Below are 21547 nucleotides of genomic sequence, written 5' to 3' on the forward strand. Positions count from 1 at the left end.
TGCCTTGTTTTACTGGCTAACATAGTCAGAACTTAGGCTAATTGGCTCATCGTATGCGTCTATAATGATGTTTTTTCCCTGCTTTTTAGCCTGGTATAAAGCTTGGTCTAGTATCGAATAAAGTTCATCAAAGTTGGTAAGCGGCATTGATGTTGATAGATAGGCCAAGCTAGCAGTTACACTCAGATCACTATTATTTACCGTGCGTACGCGCTTCTCTGAAATCGTTTTGTGTAGGCTTTGCACCCGGAAAGGAACGTCAATTTCATCGACGTTTTTCAATAATAAGATAAACTCTTCTCCACCCAAACGGCCGATATACTCTCCCTTATTGAGCTTAGCTTTAAGCACTTGGCAAACTTGCTGTAACACCAAGTCGCCAGTCGGATGACCGTATTGATCATTTATCGTCTTAAAGTCATCAAGGTCGATTAATGCTATAACATAGCGGAAGTCTTCGTCCGCTTTGGAGGTTTGGCCTTTGATGGTCTCTATAATTGCCGCTCTATTCAACGAACATGTTAGACTATCTATTTTAGCTTTTTGTCGTGTTTGTCGCTGAAGTATCAATGCCAGAATGAGCAAGACCAACAAACAGGAAACCACAAAATTATAAGTGCGCTTTTGATCGGTAAGCTTCTCAAATTGATGCTGATTTAAGCTTTTTTCATTATTCAACCGAGCGACTTGAAGATCATATTCGTACTCTTTCTTTGTGAGGTCTAATGCCTCTAATGCTTTAATATTGCTAGCGTCTCGGTTGGCCAATTCAATGTTTGAATAGGCTTCGTGGTGCTCTAATGCCAGTTTATAATCACCTTGGGCTTGGTACGCTTTGGAAAGGAGTAATTGAGCTTGTGCCTGTAATAATGGCCTAGAGTTATTGATCGCTAGTGTTAACGCGACTTTGCCATGTGCAATCGATTTTTCAGTAGCATGGTTTTTCAAATACGCGAACCCAGCAGCTAAATGCCCTTCCGTTTCGAGGTGCGTATTTTCATACGTTTCAGCAATGTCTAAAGCTTTTCTAATGTAATCTACTGCGGTATCCAGTTGCCCACTTTCGGCTAAAACCGCAGACAGCCCTAAGTAGCTTAACCCTTGACCATATGGGTATTGGAGCTGGTTGAGTATTGTTAATGCATTTTGATAATGATTGATGGCTTTATCGAATTCTTTGGATTTCTTATACATTGCCCCAAGGCTATGTTCGACCTGGGCGACTTTGAGTGGTGTCCCTTCATCTTGACGAGCGAGTAGGGCTTGGATGAGATATTGTTCTGATTGTTCAAACTGCCCAAGCTCTGCTAGCAAATTTCCGACGTCATTGTAAATGCCAGAAGGATCGCTTTGAGCAGACATGTTGGCCAGCAGCTTTCTATAAAGGCTCAGCGCTTTTTCATAGTCACCACGATAGTTATAGTTATTCGCTACCACACGTAACGCGAGATCAATAGGGAAGTTTTCTTGGTGTTGTTGACTTAGATGGCTTTCTAACGACGAGCAATAAAAGTTTGCTTTGTGATAACGACCTTGTTGATTCAACGTATAACAGAGCTGATAGTTCATCAAAGCTTTGCCTTCAGAATCTGAAGTCTGCTTCATTTTTTGTCGCAATGAAGAAAAGCTATTTACTGAGGCGTCATAACTACCATGCTTACGTTCATTTAAGGCAAGAATGTACTCTGACTCTAACTGAGCAAAGTTATTGTTGAGAACTTGGCTGCTTCCATAGTACGGCTGCTTTATGTTCGACATGTATTCATAAATCAGCCCGCTGACGTAGAGTTTTTCGCTGTGCGATTTCGCGGTGTGGTATCGATCTTGAAGCATGCTTAATGCTGAGTCAGGATTACTTCTCAATGTGGTTTGATAAACGGCGTGCCACTGCGTGATATTTTGTTCTGGCTCAATATCTTGAGTGTCACTAGCATATACCGGGGCGAGTAAGAGTGACGCAAGCAAAGGATAGAGCGTGCGCATATTTAAACGTGCCTTATGTTCTTTTGTTGCTTTGGAATTGGAGAATCATAGCGCTATTAATTGATCAGCGTTGTGATTGAGTTGGGTGTACGAAGAAAAAGAATAGGAAAACTATGCACTTGGTCGATATATCAAAAAAAGAGCATCAAAAGAAAGACCCCAACATAAAGTTGAGGTCTAGAAATCGTTATGCAATGTAAAGCTTTGCTAGATCTTGAGGCTCCATTTCTTTGCCTTCTAGCTGATCGTTCCAGTTAGTACCAACAAGAACACCATCTTCTGCAAGAGTTAAAAGCCAATCTTCAACAAAGATATCTAGTGGGATTTCTAGTACAGTGAAGTCAGCCCATTCTTCAACATTGTGCGCTTCTGCATCTTCTTTCGAAGACCAGAAAGGCATGACTTCACTGTTTTCGAATTCAGTTGAATCGCAAGATAGCCAACCTTCTTCATTGCGTAAACCCCAAACCAGTTGGTTTTCTTTCGTTTCTGCAACAAAAAGGTCAAGGTTTGCTTGGATATCTGATGTAAGTTTGCTCATTTCAAAACTCTCGTTGTTATGACGCCGCTAGGGTAACACTAAAGTGCCGATTCCTAAAGCATAATACGGTTATTGCAATGAGTAAAAATAAAGGAGCCGAAGCTCCTTTTCTTATGTCGTCCTAGATTTATTAATGCTTGTTTAAACAAACATTAATACAGACATTTTTACCTTTCAGGGAGGGTAGTGAATATTGTCCACTCTTTTTTAATCTCGCCTTTATAACCAACGACAGAAGCAGTTACTCGGCGGTTTAAAGCGTGGCTGACTTCATCGGTGCCTTGTTGCGCTAGGTGAGTATCACCAAAGCCAACAATACGAACTCTGCTCGGTTCGATGTTGTAGCTCAATAGCGCCTCACGGACATTGCGCGCTCGTCTCTCTGATAGATCTTGGTTGTGCTGAGAGCCACCAACTTTACTCGCGTAGCCGTGCAGTTCGATAGACGTAGTAGGGTATTCTTTTAAAAAATCGGACAGTTCACGTACTTGTCTTCTGAACACGGGATTGATTTCATCAGAATCATTGGCAAAAAGTATTCTCACTTGCATGTTATCTGATGCTTTAATGTATTCGCCGCAACCGTCATTGTCGACTTCTGAGCCTTCCGGTGTTCCAGGGCACATATCTCGAGCGTTGATGACGCCATCGTTATCTTCATCTTGAAGGTCAGCGATTTGCTCTGCACTTGGTACAGGTCGATAGTCATACTCGTCTTCAGCAACAACCTGTTGAGTAACGGCGAGAAGGCTTAATGCAAATAGAATTTTCATTGGTTTCATGATTAGTACTCCACCTTTTCATTCCATTCCGTAGGCACATCGACTCGCAAGGCATTTAACAATTGGCCGGTCGCATTCATTACACGGTATTTCGCGTATTGCTCTGAATATCGAGCATCCAAGTAGTTTTTTCTCGCTTCAAATAACTCGTTTTCAGTATTTAACAAATCCAAAAGGGTTCGTTTACCGATGCGATACTGTTTCTCGTAGGCGATAACAGTTTCAGATGCCGAATCTACGTGATCCGCCAGAAACTCTTTTTGCTGAAGCGTTAAATCTAACGCGCTCCATGATAGACGAAGCCCTTCTTCAACGCTGCGGTATGCGCGTTCTCGTAAATCTTTGGCTTTGTTTAGTTGATAGGCAAAGTTTTCAGCATTGGCGACATCACTACCACCATTAAAGAGGTTGTAACGCATACGCAGCATCGCTGTCGTTTCATCACTGCTTCCTTCGATACCGCTTGCATCATCACGCCACGTTTGAGCCGCTTCTACAGATATCGTTGGATAGTAAGTTCCCTTAGATTGCTTATATTGGAACTTAGCTGAGTCTACATCTGCCATCGAAATTTTGATTACTGGATGCGATTCAAATGCCAAGTCAATTGCTTCATCTATGGTGTAGGGAATAAAGTTCTGGTCCGCTCGCGGAAAAATCAATCCTTGTGGGGACTGTCCGACAAGGCGTGTAAACGTGGTGTGGCTGTCATATAAGTTGTTCTGAGCCGCCACCAAGTTACCGTGAGCTTTTGCTAAACGAGCTTCTACTTGAGTTAGGTCAGCGGTAGACCCAAGTCCTGAGTTAACTCGCTTTTTAATGTCTTCGTAGATCTTCTTATGAACCTTCAAGTTGTTTTCTGAAAGTGTAAGAATTTCATAAGCTTTTACTGAATCTAAGTAAACCTTTGCCACTTCGAGTGCCGTGTCTTGAGCATCAGCGAGCAGTTGATAACGAACTGATTCTGCGTCAGCTGCTGTTCGATCCATATCGTTAAGTGTCGCAGAACCGTCCCATATCAACTGGGTTAGTGTCACGGTCGCTTCTTTTCTTGTCAGATCCGTTGAATCTCGCCCTGCTTCTGCTGGGTTAATGCCTTCATAACCGATACCGGCGTCTAAATCTACGGATGGGAGGTAAGCACCGCCAGATGCTTCATTCACATACTGCTTGCTAACGAATTCATTGAACGCACTTTTGATGTCAGGATTGGTTTTTAATGTGTTTTCAACCGCTTGCTCTAGTGTTTGCCCAAAAGCATGACTAGCTGCGAACACACCAATGCAAAAGGCGTTGGCACGAGTCCACTTCACTGTGATTCTCCTAGATAATAATAAAATTTCTCGAGGTGAGAGGGCTTATAAGTGGGATACCTATAAGGGCGTCAATAATTTAGCGCACAATAACATTAATACACGAAGAAGTAACCTGTTGATTCATTGTTCATTTGTTTCATTCTTGATAAATCAATTCATTTGGTGGGTCTAAATTTTGAATAAGGATCCCGATTTTAAAGTGAAATTGATGTTTAACAAGAGTTGAGTGGCTTTTATTAAAACAAGATAAATATGCGCATAGATTCCTATTGATGTATGACACATAATTACTTAATTGAGCATCAAATTGCTGTTATTGCACTATATAATCAGGCAATATATAGCAAATTAGTATTGTTAGTCAAAAACTTGACAGTTATTTAGGGTTAAGATTTATATGGATCGTACAGCGTTAGTGTCACTCGGTAATCAAGTCGTCGTAATAGGTTTAGATGGGGAGCTGAGAGTCCTAACAGAAGGACAACAGCCCCTACCAGGTGAAGTGGTAGTGGCAACGACAGATGCTGCACCTCTAAATTTGAACATTCAACTAACTGAAGAGCAAGGCTCAAAAGATATTTCAGATGATGTGGCACGAATTATTGGTGCTATTGAGCAAGGTCAAGACCCTTCTATAGTTGATGAAGAACTCGCGCCAGCTGCGGGTGAAAACAGTGGTTCAAGTTTACAAAATAGTGCCACGATTGCACGGGATGGCACTGAAGTACTGGCCTCAACAAATTTTGAAACTATTGGCTTGGAATCCCTCGGTTTATCTGAAACACAAGCGTTGACCTTAAATGACTTTTTCGCAACAAATATAGAAACCAGTGGAGATGGCTCAAATAAACCACTTACTAATTCTCCAGTGACATTAAGCGCTATCGAAGAAGATAGCGATCGCATCACGATAACTACCGAAGAATTACTATCGAATGTCGATATTGACGATGCTGATACTCTTATCGTTACAAACGTCACTATTGAGAGTGGGAATGGCACTTTAATTGATAACAACGATGGATCTTGGACTTATATCCCAGAAGCTGATGATGATACTGAAGTGTCATTCTCCTATGACATCATTGATGACGATGGGGGTGTTATTAATGGCACTGCTAATTTAGATATTAAGCCTGTTAATGACGCGCCAATAGCGACTAACGATGCGATTCAAACTGACGAAGATTCCCAGGTTGTAATTGATGTGCTCGCTAACGACAGTGACATTGAAGGTGACGATTTATCCATTACTTCTGCTTCTGTATCAGAAAAGCAAGGTATCGTTGAGATTGTCGATGGTAAGCTTGTTTTCACTCCGGCTGAATACTTCAATGGTAATGCAACTATTAGCTACACCATCTCAGATGGTGAGCTAGAGGATGAAGCTCAAGTCTCGGTAACAGTAAACTCAGTTAACGATGCGCCTATTGCCCTTAATGACGCAACAATTACAGAGGAAGATACCTCAGTAACGATTGATGTGTTGCCAAACGACACTGACATCGATGGTGATACGTTAAGCATTGAATCGGCGTCTGTGCCGAGTGACCAAGGTACAGTCGAAATTATTGATGGCAAACTGGTGTTCACACCGGCAGAAAACTTTAATGGCGACGCTGAGATCACTTACACCGTCACCGATGGTTCGTTGACTGACGAAGCGACGGTCAAAGTCACGGTGAATGAGGTAAACGACACGCCTGTGATTGAAAGCAGCATCGCAGACCAAACCTTGGCAGAAGACTTCACGCCATACACCATCGATCTAAATACCGCTTTCAGCGATGTGGATAACGCCGATGGCGAGTTAACGTTTAGCGTCTCTGGCAACAGCAACATTCAAGTGGCGATCGTCAATGGCATTGCTACGTTCACTCCAACCGCGGACTGGAACGGTTCAGAAACCCTAACGTTTACTGCTACCGATCCAAGCGGCGAAAGCGTTAGCCAAACGGTGAACTTCACAGTATCGCCTGTGGCGGACATCGTGGCAGACAAAGCGACGGTTGTGGAAGACACGCCGACCATCATCAAGGTCTTAGGTAACGACACGTTCAAAGGCGACAACAAAGTGGTGTCGCTGGATACCAACAATGGTCCAGCTAACGGCACGGTCTCGGTCAACTCGGATGGCAGCGTAACCTACACGCCAAACGACAACTACCACGGTACAGACAGTTTCACCTACATCGTTACCTCCGGGGGCGTCAGTGAATCCACCACGGTGAACGTCGATGTGACGCCAGTCAACGATGCGCCAGTGGCAAAAGATGATACCGCTGTTACTGACGAAGATACTCCAGTGACGATTGATGTCCTGCCAAACGACACCGATGTGGATGGCGATACGCTGTCTATCCAATCAGCGTCTGTACCTGAAACACAAGGTACAGTCGAAATTATTGATGGAAAACTGGTGTTCACACCGGCAGAGAACTTCCATGGCGACGCTGAAATCACTTATACCGTTACTGATGGTTCTCTAGCTGACCAAGCGACTGTAAAAGTTACGGTGAATGCCGTGAACGACACGCCTGTAGTTGAAAGTAGCATCGCAGACCAAACCTTGGCGGAAGATTTCACGCCATACACCATCGATCTAAATACCGCTTTCAGCGATGTGGATGGCGATCTGACCTTCAGCGTCTCTGGTAATAGTAATGTAAATGTCTCAATAGAGAACGGTATTGCGACCATCAGCCCAACCGCGGACTGGAACGGCTCAGAAGAGTTAATGTTCACAGCCATCGACCCAAGCGGTGAGAGTGCTAGCCAAACGGTGAACTTCACGGTTGCACCTGTGGAGGACATCGTGGCAGACAAAGCGACGGTTGTGGAAGACACGGCGACCATCATCAAGGTCTTAGATAACGACACGTTCGAAGGCGACGATAAAGTGGTGTCGCTGGATACCAACAATGGTCCAGCTAACGGCACGGTCTCGGTCAACCCTGATGGCAGCGTAACCTACACGCCAAACGACAACTACCACGGTACAGACAGTTTCACCTACATCGTTACCTCCGGGGGCGTCAGTGAATCCACCACGGTGAACGTCGATGTGACGCCAGTCAACGATGCGCCAGTGGCAAAAGATGATACCGCTGTTACTGACGAAGACACGCCAGTGACGATTGATGTCCTGCCAAACGACACCGATGTGGATGGCGATACGCTGTCTATCCAATCAGCGTCTGTACCTGAAACACAAGGTACAGTCGAAATTATTGATGGAAAACTGGTGTTCACACCGGCAGAGAACTTCCATGGCGATGCTGAGATCACTTACACCATCACCGACGGTGTGCTGACTGACCAAGCGAAGGTGACCGTTACCGTTAACCCAGTAAACGATGCACCAACCATCAAGGTTGATGCCGTGGAAAGCATCACTGAAGACGCAGTGAGCACTGATACGGTAGTGGCAACCTTAACGGTTCGCGATACTGACACGCCGGAAGATGAGCTTACGGTGTTGCTAGAAAACAACTCAAACGGTTACTTCGTGTTGGTTGGCAATGAAGTCAAGCTAACTCAAGAGGGTGTTGACGCGGTTAACAACGATGAACTCGACCTTAGAGACCTGACTATCAGCGCGTCAGTGTCGGATGGTGTTAATCCAACGGCTAGCGACAGTGATAGCTTGGTTGTGAATCGTGTTAACGATGCGCCAACAGTTGATAATGTCATTACAGATCAAGTGTTATCGGAAGATTTCGATGCATACACGATCGACTTGAATGAAGTATTCAAAGATTCCGATTCCTCGCTAGAATTCTCAGTCTCTGGCAATAACAACATCCAAATTTCTATTGTGAATGGTGTTGCTACCATCACTCCGACTGCGGATTGGAATGGCAAAGAGACAATTACTTTCACAGCTAAAGACCCAAGCGGTGAAAGCATCAGTCAAACGGTGAACTTTACGGTAGCACCAGTAGCTGACATTGAGGCTGATAGTGCGGATGTAGTCGAAGACACACCAACCATCATTAACGTCTTAGGTAACGACACGTTCGAAGGCACTGATAAAGTGGTGTCTTTGGACGCCGATAATGGTCCTAAAAATGGCACCGTCATTGTGAATAACAACGGCACGGTGACCTACACACCAGATGACAACTACGTCGGCAAAGATACGTTCACTTATGTCGTGACATCAGGCGGTGTATCCGAATTCACTACCGTTGAAGTCAATGTGACGCCGGTCAACGACGCGCCAGTGGCGAAAGATGACATCGCTACGACACAAGAAGACACCGCAGTTACTATTGATGTTCTGCCAAACGACACTGATGTGGATGACGATAAGCTGAGTATTGAATCAGCCTCTGTACCTAAAGAGCAGGGTACGGTTGAAGTGGTGGATGGAAAACTCGTTTTCACTCCTGCAGAAAACTTCAATGGCGACGCTGAAATTACCTACATCGTAACGGATGGTCAATTGACCGACGAAGCGAAAGTGGTAGTTAGCGTTAATCCAGTAAACGATGCGCCAACTATCAAAGTTGATGCCGTAGAAAGCATCACTGAAGATGCAGTGAGCACTGATACGGTAGTCGCAACCTTAACGGTTCGTGATACTGATACGCCAGAAGACCAATTAACCGTTTCTTTAGAGAACAACTCAAACGGCTACTTCGTGTTGGTTGGCAATGAAGTCAAGCTAACTCAAGCGGGTGTTGACGCGGTTAACAACGATGAACTCAACCTTAAAGACCTGACTATCAGCGCGTCAGTGTCGGATGGTGTTAATCCAACGGCTAGCGACAGTGATAGCTTGGTTGTGAATCGTGTTAACGATGCGCCAACAGTTGATAATGCCATTACAGATCAAGTGTTATCGGAAGATTTCGCGACCTACACGATTGATTTAAACGACGCATTTAAAGACAGCGACTCCGTGCTTAGCTTCTCAGTGTCCGGCAACAGCAACGTGTTGGTTTCGATTGAAAATGGCATCGCGACCATCTCACCAACCGCAGACTGGAACGGCTCAGAAATCCTAACGTTTACTGCTACCGATCCAAGCGGCGAGAGCGTCAGTCAAACGGTGGACTTCACGGTAGCGCCTGTGGCGGACATCGTGGCAGACAAAGCGACGGTTGTTGAAGACACGCCAACTATCATCAAGGTCTTAGGTAACGACACGTTTGACGGCGACGACAAAGTAGTGTCGCTTGATACCAATAAAGGCCCAGCTAACGGCACGGTCTCGGTCAACCCGGACGGCAGCGTAACCTACACGCCAAACGACAACTACCACGGGGCAGACAGCTTTACCTACATCGTTACGTCCGGTGGGGTATCGGAATCCACCACGGTGAACGTCGATGTGACGCCAGTCAACGATGCGCCAGTGGCAAAAGATGACACGGCGATTACTGACGAAGACACACCAGTGACGATTGATGTCCTGCCAAACGACAGCGATGTGGATGGCGATAAGCTGAGTATTGAATCAGCCTCTGTACCTAAAGAGCAGGGTACGGTTGAAGTGGTGGATGGAAAACTCGTCTTCACTCCGGGAGAAAACTTCAATGGTGATGCTGAGATCACTTACACCATCACCGACGGTGTGCTGACTGATCAAGCGAAGGTGACCGTTACCGTTAATCCAGTAAACGATGCGCCAACCATCAAGGTCGATGCCGTGGAAAGCATTACTGAAGACGCAGTGAACACGGATACGGTAGTGGCGACGTTGGAAGTCGCTGATTCTGATACGCCAGAAGACCAATTAACCGTTTCTTTAGAAAACAATTCAAACGGTTACTTCGTGTTGGTTGGCAATGAAGTCAAACTAACTCAAGCGGGTGTTGATGCAGTTAACAACGATGAACTCAACCTTAAAGATCTGACTATAAGCGCGTCAGTATCGGATGGTGTTAATCCAACGGCTAACGACAGTGATAGTTTGATTGTGAATCGTGTTAACGATGCACCAACTGTTGAAAATGCGATTGCAGACCAAGTTTTATCGGAAGATTTCGATGCATACACGATCGACTTGAATGAAGTATTTAAAGATTCCGATTCCTCGCTAGAATTCTCCGTCTCTGGCAATAACAACATCCAAGTCTCTATTGTGAATGGCGTTGCCAATATCACTCCGACTGCAGACTGGAACGGCTCAGAAACCCTAACGTTTACTGCTACTGATCCAAGTGGTGAAAGCATCAGCCAAACGGTGAACTTCATGGTTGCACCTGTGGCGGATATTGAATCTGACCGCGCGACAGTCGTGGAAGACACGCCAACCATCATTAAAGTCTTAGGTAACGACACGTTTGACGGCGACGATAAAGTAGTGTCGCTTGATACCAATAAAGGCCCAGCTAACGGTACTGTCTCGGTCAACCCTGATGGCACCGTGACCTACACGCCGAACGACAACTACCACGGGGTAGACAGTTTCACCTATATCGTCACCTCCGGTGGTGTCAGTGAATCCACCATTGTTAAAGTTGATGTCACGCCAGTAAACGACAAACCTGACAGTGAAGACTTTACGCATGTGGCCGATGATCAGCTTACGCACGTTGTGTTTGATACCGATACGAACCCTCTGGGTAGCGGTGACTCTCAAGATCATATCGCGGATGTTGAAGACGACTTAAAAGGCAACGATCTACATGTCCGAATTACTGAACTGCCAACCTCAGGTACGTTGTTCTTTAAAGATAGTGATGGTGAGTTGCACGAAATTAAAGAAGTAAGCGATACGCTTTATGACAAAGACAGCCTTTACTATGAAGCTGATAATGTTGGCTTCTTATTAGGTATCAAAGATCGTCCAAATACGCCTAATGGCTCGGAATCTACAACAGATTTCAATAACTGGGGATTAAGTGAAGATGGTGGTCCATCACATTCCCGTACTGAGCATTTAGCAAATGGAGCCTCTATCACTATTTCTTCTGATAGCGGTGAGCTTGCGCAGTACAACCGCCAGGTGTCACACATCGGCAATGGTATCGCTGACAATGATGGGCAAGGTATTGAGAAGGGTGAAACGATTACGATCGATTTGTCTAACAACCCTGTGGGCAGCGTAAACCTTGGACTAGATGGACTAGGTGGATTGTTTGATTACGGTGATGACAACGCAGCGCTTATTACGGTTACATACTTAGATTCAAATAATGTCCAACAGACTCAAACGTTCGAGTTTTTGAAGCCTGAAGGCAACTTCATGCTATTCCAAGAAACAAGCGTTGGTTATGGGAAAGATCTAGCTCTTCCTGAAGGTTCGGTCATTACTCAGTTAGATTTTTCTACGAAAAATGAAGGTAACTGGGAGTTACGTTATGTAGAAGGTGTTCCTGCCGAAGACAGCTTTGGATATGCGGCCGTCGACTCTGAAAGTGGCGTTAGCGATCCATCTACAGTCAATATCGTTAATGAAATGCTAGATGGTAATGTTGCTGAAAATGGGCCAAGTCTGTCTGTGGTCGGTGATAGCGTGACTGAGGGTGACAATGTCACGTTTTCGGTTGTTCTAGATGAAGTCACCAGTACTGCTGTTAAGTACCAAGTTGATATGCTTGCTCAAGGTTCTTCAGTTGATAAGAATGACGTAAATCTATCAAATGCAACCTACACAAATGGTGTTGTTTTCTTAGGTGGTTACTTGATTGTTCCTGCAGGTATAAGTAGCTTCGAAATATCGATTCCGACTATTGATGATTTGGTTGTGGAAAGCAGTGAAACGATCGTTCTTGAGCTCGGCGGTGAAACGGGGACGGCAACAGTTCTTGATAATGATAGTACAGAACTTAGCGTAGTAGATGCCGGCGATGTCATTGAAGGAACTAACGCAATATTTACCGTTTTACTCTCTAACCCTGTTCAAGAGGCCGTTGTCGTCAATCTGAAGTCAACAACAAATGATAGCTATACTGCAGAAGATGTTGATCTAGGCACTATGGTAGTGACCTATGTGGATACTCATGGTCAAACTCAAGCATTAGATATAGCGCCTAATGGAGACGTTACTATACCTCCAGGTGTCGCTGAAATTAAAGTCGCAGTCCCGACCAAACTAGATAATGTCCATGAAGGTAATGAGAGCTTTGGTCTGACGGTTACGGAAATCGGTAGTGTCACCAGTAATGGTATTGCAACTGGTAACGCAAATATTGTGGATTCTGATCCTGCACCTTTAGTTAGTATTAGTGCCGATCAAAACAGCGTAAATGAAGGTGAAACGGCAGGCTTTACGCTGACACTTGATAAAGTTGCAGATGAGAGCGTTACGGTTCATGTCGAATATAGTGGCGTGGCCCAAGATGGAAAAGATTTTGTTGGCGTTCTGAGTGTTGAAGTTCCTGCGGGTCAATCTTCAGCTGCTCTTGACTTACTGACGCTCACCGATGGTATTTATGAGGGCACAGAATCTTTCACAGTAACCATTAAAGAGGTGGATGGCGCTGATGCGAGCATTGCTTCAAATAACAGCGCAAGTGTTGTGATCGTTGATGCCCAAAGTGCACCGAAAGTGACTATTAGCTCAGATCAATCCTCAGTTGATGAAGGTAGTGATGCAAAATTTATCGTCAACATTGACCAAAAAGCAGATGAAGATGTACTGGTAACATTCACAATCAGCGGGAATGTTGATGACAAAGATTATATTGCTCCAAGTACGTACACAGTCACGATTCCAGCGGGTAAAACGTCGGCGCCGATTGATATAAAAACTCTCGATGATGGTATTTACGAAGATCTTGAAAACCTAACTGTGACTCTAATTGGTACGGTTGGTGCAGATTCGACGCTTGCAAGTGACTCGAATGAAGCAACAGTCTCTATTATAGATGCTCAGCACGCTCCAGAGTTTATTTCTGGCGGCGATAGTGCTGGTGACAAACCAAATGATGATGTTTACGACTTCGGGTCAGTTAACGAAAACACGGTGAGTGGGTCCGTTATTGGTACGGTCGTTGCTGAAGATCACGATAATGACGTGCTTGTATACCGCTTTGCAGATGGCTCGACCACTAATGGTATTTTTGATATCGACCCGACAAGCGGAGAGATTTCATTGAACAAGACAATCGATGATGTTGACTTGGGCGATTATACGCTTCAGGTTGAGGTTATCGATGGAACTGGCGGGATTGATACTGCCGAGGTCAATGTTTCTCTGGTAAATGTGAATGATGCACCTGAATCTTCGCCTTCCGCGGTTGAGATGAGTGAAGATACCCAAGTGATGCTTGATTGGTCATCATTCGGTATTAGCGATGTGGACTCTAACGTATCAGAGCTCTCCGTCCAAATCACAACGCTTCCTAGCGATGGGTCATTAGAGTATAAAGATTCGGAGGGCGATTGGCAGTCTGTCCAAATCGATCAAGTGCTTGATAAATCGCTCTTTGATGAAAACAGTGTTCGTTTTGTACCTGAATTAAATGAGTCTGGCAGTGACAGTTTCGGCGGAAATCAAGTCGGAGATCAGGAGTCTAGTTACGCTCAAATTGGCTTTAAACCAACAGATGGACAGAGTACTGGTCAAGAGTCAACACTGACAATAGACGTAAACCCTATCGCTGATAAACCGAACTTAATCGCAGTGACGCACGAGAACTCATTACCCCAACAAGAGTTTAACGTTACGACATGGAGTAATGTTCAAGTTGGTTCTAGTGATGGTATGGGGGTCAATGGAGAGACTCTAATCTCAGCGATCAACGTTCTTGATGAAGCCGATGGTACTCGATTGAGTTGGGCAAATGTAGAAGATTTAGGTACTAATGCGACCTTAGCAAATGAGGCCGTTCTCGTTACATCTCTTGTTTATCTGGAAGCTGGTTCAAGTTACGACTTTGTTGGCCAAGCAGATGATAGCCTTGCTATCAAGTTGGGTGGTACGTTACTTGATCAAGCTCGTTGGGGTAGCGACAGTGGTGATATTAAGGGTGCTAGCTTTACCCCTTCGGTATCTGGCTTTTATCCAATTGAAATCTATCACCATAACCAAAGTGGTCCGGGTAACTTTAATGTGGATGTATCCATTAATGGACAAGCGCCTGTCAATCTGAGCAATAGTAGTCTTTACGTAGTTAGTGATGAAAGTGCACTAGAAGCAACTGATATCAGAACGTCTGAACTACGAGAAGTTAATGGTGTTGCGTTTTACGAAACATATCAGCTGAACGAAGGGTTACAAGATACAGCGATACCGCTCTCTGAAATTAAAGCAAGCTTAAATGATACAGATGGCTCTGAATCACTTAAAGTCACGCTAACTGGCTTACCTGTAGGTGCGATCCTTTCAGATGGAAACAGTTCTATTACTGTAGCAACCATTGATGAAGAACTGGACGTGACAAGTTGGGCATTAGATGCACTTACTGTGACTCCACCAGCGGGCTCCCATGATGACTTCACAATCAATTTGAAGGCAACGAGTACAGAACGCGCGAATGGTGATTCAGCAGAATCTAACTTGGCGATCAATGTTGTAGTACATGAGAACTTACCGACGGAAACGGAAAGTGATATTGAGAAGACCAACGAAGATAATTCGCTACAGGGTAACGTATTGCGTAATGACTCTGATGACGACAACCTTCTGATGGTTGATCACATTACTATTAATGACACTGACTATGCGGTAGGTGAAAACGTATCTTTGACTAGTGGCACTTTATTAGTAAACCAAGATGGTAGTTACGTATTTGAACCTACCGAGCACTGGTCAGGTGATGTTCCATTAATTAATTACACCACAAATACTGGCGCAACAAATACGCTTGATATCAACGTTGTCGCAGTTGCAGATGCCCCTGCGATCACGATTAATGTTGGAGAGTTAGTAAAGAGAGATGCTGTTGATCCTAATCACAACTTAGCCACTTCTGCGATAGATAAAACGCCTACAGAGAATGAACTCGTCGCTGCTGATCTTGGTTTGGATGATGTCGTGCAAAAAAATCACTCATACGCCGGAGTGATGCTAGGAGACAACAACGACAGAAGTGATACCGATAGTTTATTCGTTGGGACTGATTACAATGACACCTTCTACGGTGGTGGCGGTGATGACGTATTTATTGGCGGTGGTAATAACGACTCTTTCTATGGTGATGATGCGTCCACTATTACAGATTATGATGGCCGAGATACGGTTTACTTAACTGGAAACTTCAGTGACTACAAAATGACCTTCAAAGACGATCATGGAGGTCAAGTCCCATATTGGATTTTGCTAGATAATCGTTCTATCGATTCGGTAAACGACCACACAGGTAGTGATGATCGTGGTGATCACTTATATGAAATTGAACGAATTGTTTTTGCAGACAAAGTCGTTGAATTGAAGCCCGACGGCACCTATGAAGTGCTTCAAGAGCGTTGGATTCCCGTTGATATTAACGTTGATTTGGTTGATGTCGATGGAAGTGAAAGCTTGGCGCAAACTGTTTTTGTGGAAGGTTTGCCGGATGGTGTAGAGCTGTATATCGATGGACATGCCGTTAATCAGGACGCAAACGGTAATTATCTTGTCACCCTGGATGCTAACGGTAAGGTCTCTTTAGATATCAGAGTACCGTTTGATTATGAAGGTAGTCTAGAGTTCCCACTAAGCGTTACCGCGACGTCGGTTGAAGAAGCAAATAATGATGCCGCTTCAACAACAGAGTCTGTTGCGCTTACAGCTCGTGACTATGTTCTAGAGTCGGGTTCACATGGGAACGATCAGATAACGGGCAGTGACGATCACGATATTATTGTTGGCGATGTCCAAGGGTTGGAGATCATTGCCGGTCAGGACTACAACATCGCCTTTGTTTTGGATACTTCAGGGAGCATGGGTAACTGGGTAGGAACTGCGAAGCAAGAAGTGCTAGATGTGTTTGATGAACTGTTAAGCGCTGCAAATCAGGGTGAGAAGCCTGGAACAGTGAATATTCACCTCAGTGAGTTTGCTTCAAGTGCGTCAGCAGTTATTTCCGTTGACTTGAGTTCTCCAACAGCAAGAGATGAGTTTGTAAAAGAACTGAATAGTGCTATAGGTGATGAGGGTGACGGCGGCACAAACTATGAGGCGGGTTTACAGTCAGCTGTTGAATGGTTTAGCAGTCAACCTAACCCTAGTGGCCAAAATATCACGTACTTTGTTACTGATGGTCAACCAAATAGAGCAACGCATCTCTATCATTTAGCGCCGAATGAATTCTCGAAAGTGATTTTGGATGTCGATGATTCTGGCAAGCTTGTTACCCTGCAAGATATAGTTAGTAACAGTAGTTATTCATACGGACAGACGGTTACCTACAAAGGTGACGTCGTTATAGATAGTTACGGTCAGGTATATTCACCGCTAACAGGCAGAACCCTTGGTGATATCGACAGATATAATGGTTCTATCCGTTACTACGATGAAGGTGGTAGCTCAACACAAGCTCAACATATGTATCAAGTGTTAGCTGCATTGTCTTCAGTAGAGTCGATAGGTCTTGGTAGTGGTGTTGATGAACAAACACTTAAGCAGTATGACACTGATGGTGTGGTAGAGTCAGATATCGATGTTACTAAACTTGCTGAAACGATATTGGGTCAAGATGTGCCCCTAAAACAAGGCTCAGACACTATTCAGGGTGGAGAAGGTGACGATATCTTGCTGGGTGATTTAATTGAATTTGGCGGTAATGAGCAAGGTTTGAGTGCGATTCAATCACATGTGGCACAGCAAACGGGTCAAGATGTTTCTACCATTGATGGTGAAGGCATCCATGAATACGTTAAAAATAACTTAGAAGAATTCAACCAATCTCACCAAGGTGATAAGTCGGATAACTTATCTGGTGGTGCTGGCAACGATTTACTGTTTGGTCAGGGTGGTAACGACATACTCGTTGGCGGTGAAGGTGATGACATTCTGATTGGTGGTTTAGGTAATGATATCTTAACGGGAGATGAGGGCTCTGACATCTTTAAGTGGAGTGAAGTGACCAACGAGGTTGATACGGTTACTGATTTCAACAAAGATGAGGATACTTTAGACTTCTCCGATCTGTTTGATGACTTATCAAAAGATGAAGTTGGTGAGCTTCTTACTGATCTTCAGTCCGGTGATCATACTGGTGATGTCGGAGAGTATCACGTAGAAGTGGCACCAGATGGCGGCTCGGAAGCGAACTTGAGTATTACGAAAGGTGGCTCGACATTGGACATCCATTTTGATGGTGCAAGTGTCGATGATGTGACTCAAAGTCTGATTGCAAGTTTAGAAGCGCAATACAAAGACATGTAGCATGTCTAGCCACAGGTAAAATTGAAAATCAAAAAAGGTCTAGCATTTTGCTAGACCTTTTACTTTTAAACTCCGTTCATTGCGATGTTAGCTCTTAGGAAGTGTCGTGAAAACGGTCCACTCTTTCTTCACTTCACCTTTGTGGCCAATCACCGTTGCGGTGACTCGACGGTTCAACGCATGGCTCACTTGGTCGGTGCCTTGTGTTGCAAGTACCGTGTCTCCATAGCCGACAATGGTGACTCTATCTCCACTAATACCATTCATCATGAGTTCTTTTCTAACGTTCTCAGCGCGGCGTTTAGATAAGTCAAGATTGTGCTCTGCAGTACCAGTGCGACTGGCATAGCCCTGAATCTCTATCGATGTATTTGGATACTCCTTCAAGAAGTCGGATAGTTCTCGAATTTGCTCCGTAAAGATAGGATTGATCACATCGGAATCATTCGCGAACAGAACTCGAATTTGCATTTCTTGCGAGGAGTCGACATACGAACCGCAGCCATCGTTATCAATCTCGGCACCTAAAGGAGTACCCGGACATAAATCGCGCTCATTAATGACTCCATCAGAATCATCATCAAGATGATCTGCCCACTGATCGGCAATGGGCGTATCAATATAATCATATTCATCGCCTTTATCGGATGAACTGCATGCCGAAATCATCAATGAGAGTGCAATAAGAGTTATGTATTTCATAATTAATACTCCACTTCTTCTAGCCATTCTTTAGGCATTTCAACCCTTAATGCACTCAACAGTTGACCTGTTGCGTTCATCACTCGATATTTGGCGTACTGCTCTGCGTATTTAGAATCTAAGTAGTCTTTACGTGCCTCAAAGAGTTCGTTTTCAGTATTCAATAGATCAAGCAGCGTTCGCTTACCAATGCGATATTGTTTTTCATACGCAATAACGGTTTCAGATGCCGAGTCTACATGATCTGACAGGAACTCTTTTTGCTGTAGGGTCAAATCCAGCGCGCTCCATGAAAGCCTTAACCCTTCTTCAACATTGCGATAAGCACCTTCACGTAAGTCTTTCGCTTTATTTAACTGATAGGCGAAGTTTTCTGAGTTTGCAGCGTCACTGCCGCCATTAAATAGGTTGTAGCGTAGACGTAGCATGGCAAGTGTCTCATCACTGCGGCCTTTTAAGCCATCAGCGTCGTCACGCCATGTTTGTGAAGCTTCAATGGAAATGGTTGGGTAATTAACACCTTTAGATTGTTTGTATTGAAACTTAGCAGAGTCTACGTCTGCGAGCGCGACTTGAATGACAGGGTGTAGTTCAAATGCCAAACCTACCGCTTCATCAATGGTGTATGGAATGAAATTCTGATCCGCTCTTGGAAAGATCAACCCTTGCGGGGTTTGACCCACTAAACGAGTGAACATAGTGTGAGAGTCGTACAAATTATTTTGAGCAGCTGCCAAATTACCGTGCGCTTTTGCCAAACGTGCTTCTACCTGTGTTAAGTCAGCGGTAGAGCCGATACCTGAGTTGACTCGTTTTTTAATGTCTTCGTAAATATCTTTGTGAACCGCCAAGTTATTTTCAGAAAGCTTGAGTATTTCGTAAGCTTTTACTGCGTCTAAATACACTTTGGTGACTTCAAGCGCTTTATCTGATGCATCGGCCAAAAGTTGAAATCTAACTGACTCTGCATCGGCTGCGGTACGATCGATATCATTTAAGGTTGCACTGCCATCCCATATGAGCTGAGTTAGTGTTACCGAAGCTTCCTTTCGAGTGTAATCTGTATCCCCACGTCCCACCTCGTCAGAAGGGTCTAATCCCTCGTAACCAATGCCCGCATCTAAATCAATAGAAGGTAAGTAGGCGCCCGAAGAGGCTTCATTTACGTATTTTCGACTGGTGAACTCGTTAAATGCGCTCTTAATGTCAGGATTGTTTTTTAACGTCAATGCCACGGCTTGCTCTAAAGTTTGACCGAAAACGGGTAAAGACACTATTAAACTACAGCAGCAAGCAATATTTAGTCGGTTCCATTTCACGGTATTTCTCCTAAAAATTCGTGTTGCTTTTTGCTATTTCATCTCATAACTGAGACGAAACATCATAAATAACAGTGCTTGAGTAAGGGATTTATCAACCTACTGTTAAAACTAGGCTTTTGTTTAAAAATTCCAGAATTTCGCCTTTTTAAACCTTAGCACATATGGCAAATGTTGCTCAGCAACACAGCATGTTTAGGCCAGAGAAAAGCTTGAATTCTTAATATCATAGCGTTTCGCAGCTAGCGTAACTCTATACTTTTTGAATAACTCCGCCCCTTGAGTTATCAAGCATCCCACGAGCTGCGCATACAACGAAAAAATGATGATTTTGACTAAACTATAGACGTAAATGTAGGGGTGACAAACTTTTGACTTGGTTTGAAGTGGGGCGAGGTAGATATGGATCGAGTAACTTTGAGCTCATTGATGGGCAACATCGTGGTTATCGGGCTGGATGGGGAAATTAGGACCCTAGAAGAGGGACAACTACCTCAACCAGGAGAGTTAATAATTGATGAGGTATCAGATACTTCTGAGCTTGTGATCGAGCAGGTGACACCACAAGGAAGTTCGATAAACGTAACTGATGATATCACAGCGTTAATTGAAGCAATTGCTAGTGGGGAAGACCCGACTGAGCTGGGTGAAGAGTTTGATCCTGCTGCAGGTGAAGGAAACGGGTCTAGCCCACAAAATACGGGGGCTATAGATCGCACAGGTGCTGAATTACTCGCCAGTACCAATTTTGAGACAGTGGGAACTGACGGAACAGGATTTTCAAGTACTCAGGTAGAGACGCTACTCGATATTTTCCAAATACAACCACCAGAACCAACAGCAATATCAGTTCCTGCAACAGTAATTGTTCAAGAGATTTCTAGCCCAACTGTCAATGAGGGCGATCTGGTTTCCTTCGACGTCACACTTAACCAACCAACAGAAGACAATATCAATATCACTTTTTCTCTGTTCGATCAGACTGCGATTGGTGGATCTACTGACGAGAGGGGAAGTGACTACGTCAACGAGAGTGTTCTCATAACATTTTCCGATGGCACAACAGAAGAGATCTCAGTCGATGACAACGGTATTTTTACTGTGTCGGTCCCGTTAGGTGAAAATGGTTTTACGGTTTCTCTCGACTCTATAAATGACTCTATATTCGAAGGTCCAGAAACATTTACGCTTTCTGGAAACACAGAAGAACAAAGTACACCTGCAACTGGGATTGCAACCATTGTTGATGATGGTAGTGGGCCTGGTTTAAGTCCTGATGATGATCGTCCAACGGTAACGATGAGCGATGCAGGGACGATTAATGAAGGTGAGTTAGCCAGCTTTAAAGTGTCTTTATCGAATCCATCAGCTACAGATGTTGAGGTCGAATTAAGTCTCAACCTCGGTGATACAGAAGCCGGCGACTTAGGCTCCTTGGAATACAACAAGGGAAGTGGTTGGGTCACAGTGCCAAACGATGGCGTGGTAACGGTGCCAGCCGGACAGACCGAATTTGATGTGCGTATCGCTTCTATTGATGACGCCGTTTATGAAGGTCCTGAAGATTTCAGTGTTACGGTAACGGGCATTGGTGCGGTGCAAGGCAGCGATACGGGCACGGCAACGATTGTGGATGA

General features: G+C 44.3%; 8 protein-coding genes. 2 read left to right on the forward strand and 6 right to left on the reverse strand.

Features of this window, described 5'->3' with window-relative positions; translation table 11 throughout:
* Nucleotides 1-9: 9 nt before the first annotated feature.
* The 4 genes from ACWPOD_RS08445 to ACWPOD_RS08460 form a co-directional block, all read right to left on the reverse strand.
* The gene (locus ACWPOD_RS08445; RefSeq protein ID WP_456231776.1) at nucleotides 10-1983 is read right to left on the reverse strand and encodes a diguanylate cyclase; all 1974 of its coding nucleotides are present in this window, start codon (nucleotides 1981-1983) and stop codon (nucleotides 10-12) included.
* 187 nt (nucleotides 1984-2170) lie between these two features.
* Nucleotides 2171-2524: a DUF2750 domain-containing protein gene (locus ACWPOD_RS08450; RefSeq protein WP_005395049.1), complete on the reverse strand. Its 354-nt coding sequence runs from the start codon at nucleotides 2522-2524 to the stop codon at nucleotides 2171-2173.
* A gap of 167 nt (nucleotides 2525-2691) precedes the next feature.
* On the reverse strand, nucleotides 2692-3306 hold the full coding sequence (locus ACWPOD_RS08455; RefSeq protein WP_046874949.1) for an OmpA family protein: 615 nt from the start codon (nucleotides 3304-3306) through the stop codon (nucleotides 2692-2694).
* Nucleotides 3307-3308: 2 nt separating this feature from the next.
* Complete coding sequence (locus ACWPOD_RS08460; protein WP_005395046.1) at nucleotides 3309-4619, reverse strand: TolC family outer membrane protein; 1311 nt, start codon at nucleotides 4617-4619, stop codon at nucleotides 3309-3311.
* 400 nt (nucleotides 4620-5019) lie between these two features.
* Here ACWPOD_RS08460 and ACWPOD_RS08465 point away from each other — a divergent pair, with 400 nt between their 5' ends.
* On the forward strand, nucleotides 5020-17889 hold the full coding sequence (locus tag ACWPOD_RS08465) for a tandem-95 repeat protein (RefSeq protein ID WP_456231777.1): 12870 nt from the start codon (nucleotides 5020-5022) through the stop codon (nucleotides 17887-17889).
* Between the two features lie 87 nt (nucleotides 17890-17976).
* Here ACWPOD_RS08465 and ACWPOD_RS08470 read toward each other — a convergent pair whose 3' ends face one another.
* A complete protein-coding gene (locus ACWPOD_RS08470; protein WP_006741557.1) occupies nucleotides 17977-18591 on the reverse strand; it encodes an OmpA family protein in 615 nt (204 codons plus the stop codon).
* 2 nt (nucleotides 18592-18593) lie between these two features.
* Nucleotides 18594-19910 (reverse strand): TolC family outer membrane protein, encoded by a 1317-nt coding sequence (locus tag ACWPOD_RS08475; protein ID WP_048626423.1) that lies wholly within the window; start codon nucleotides 19908-19910, stop codon nucleotides 18594-18596.
* A gap of 402 nt (nucleotides 19911-20312) precedes the next feature.
* Between ACWPOD_RS08475 and ACWPOD_RS08480 the strand changes: the two genes are divergently transcribed.
* On the forward strand, nucleotides 20313-21547 hold a 1235-nt coding region (locus ACWPOD_RS08480), incomplete at its 3' end, for a Calx-beta domain-containing protein (RefSeq protein WP_456231778.1).

This window comes from Vibrio sp. JZG120 (assembly GCF_053890955.1).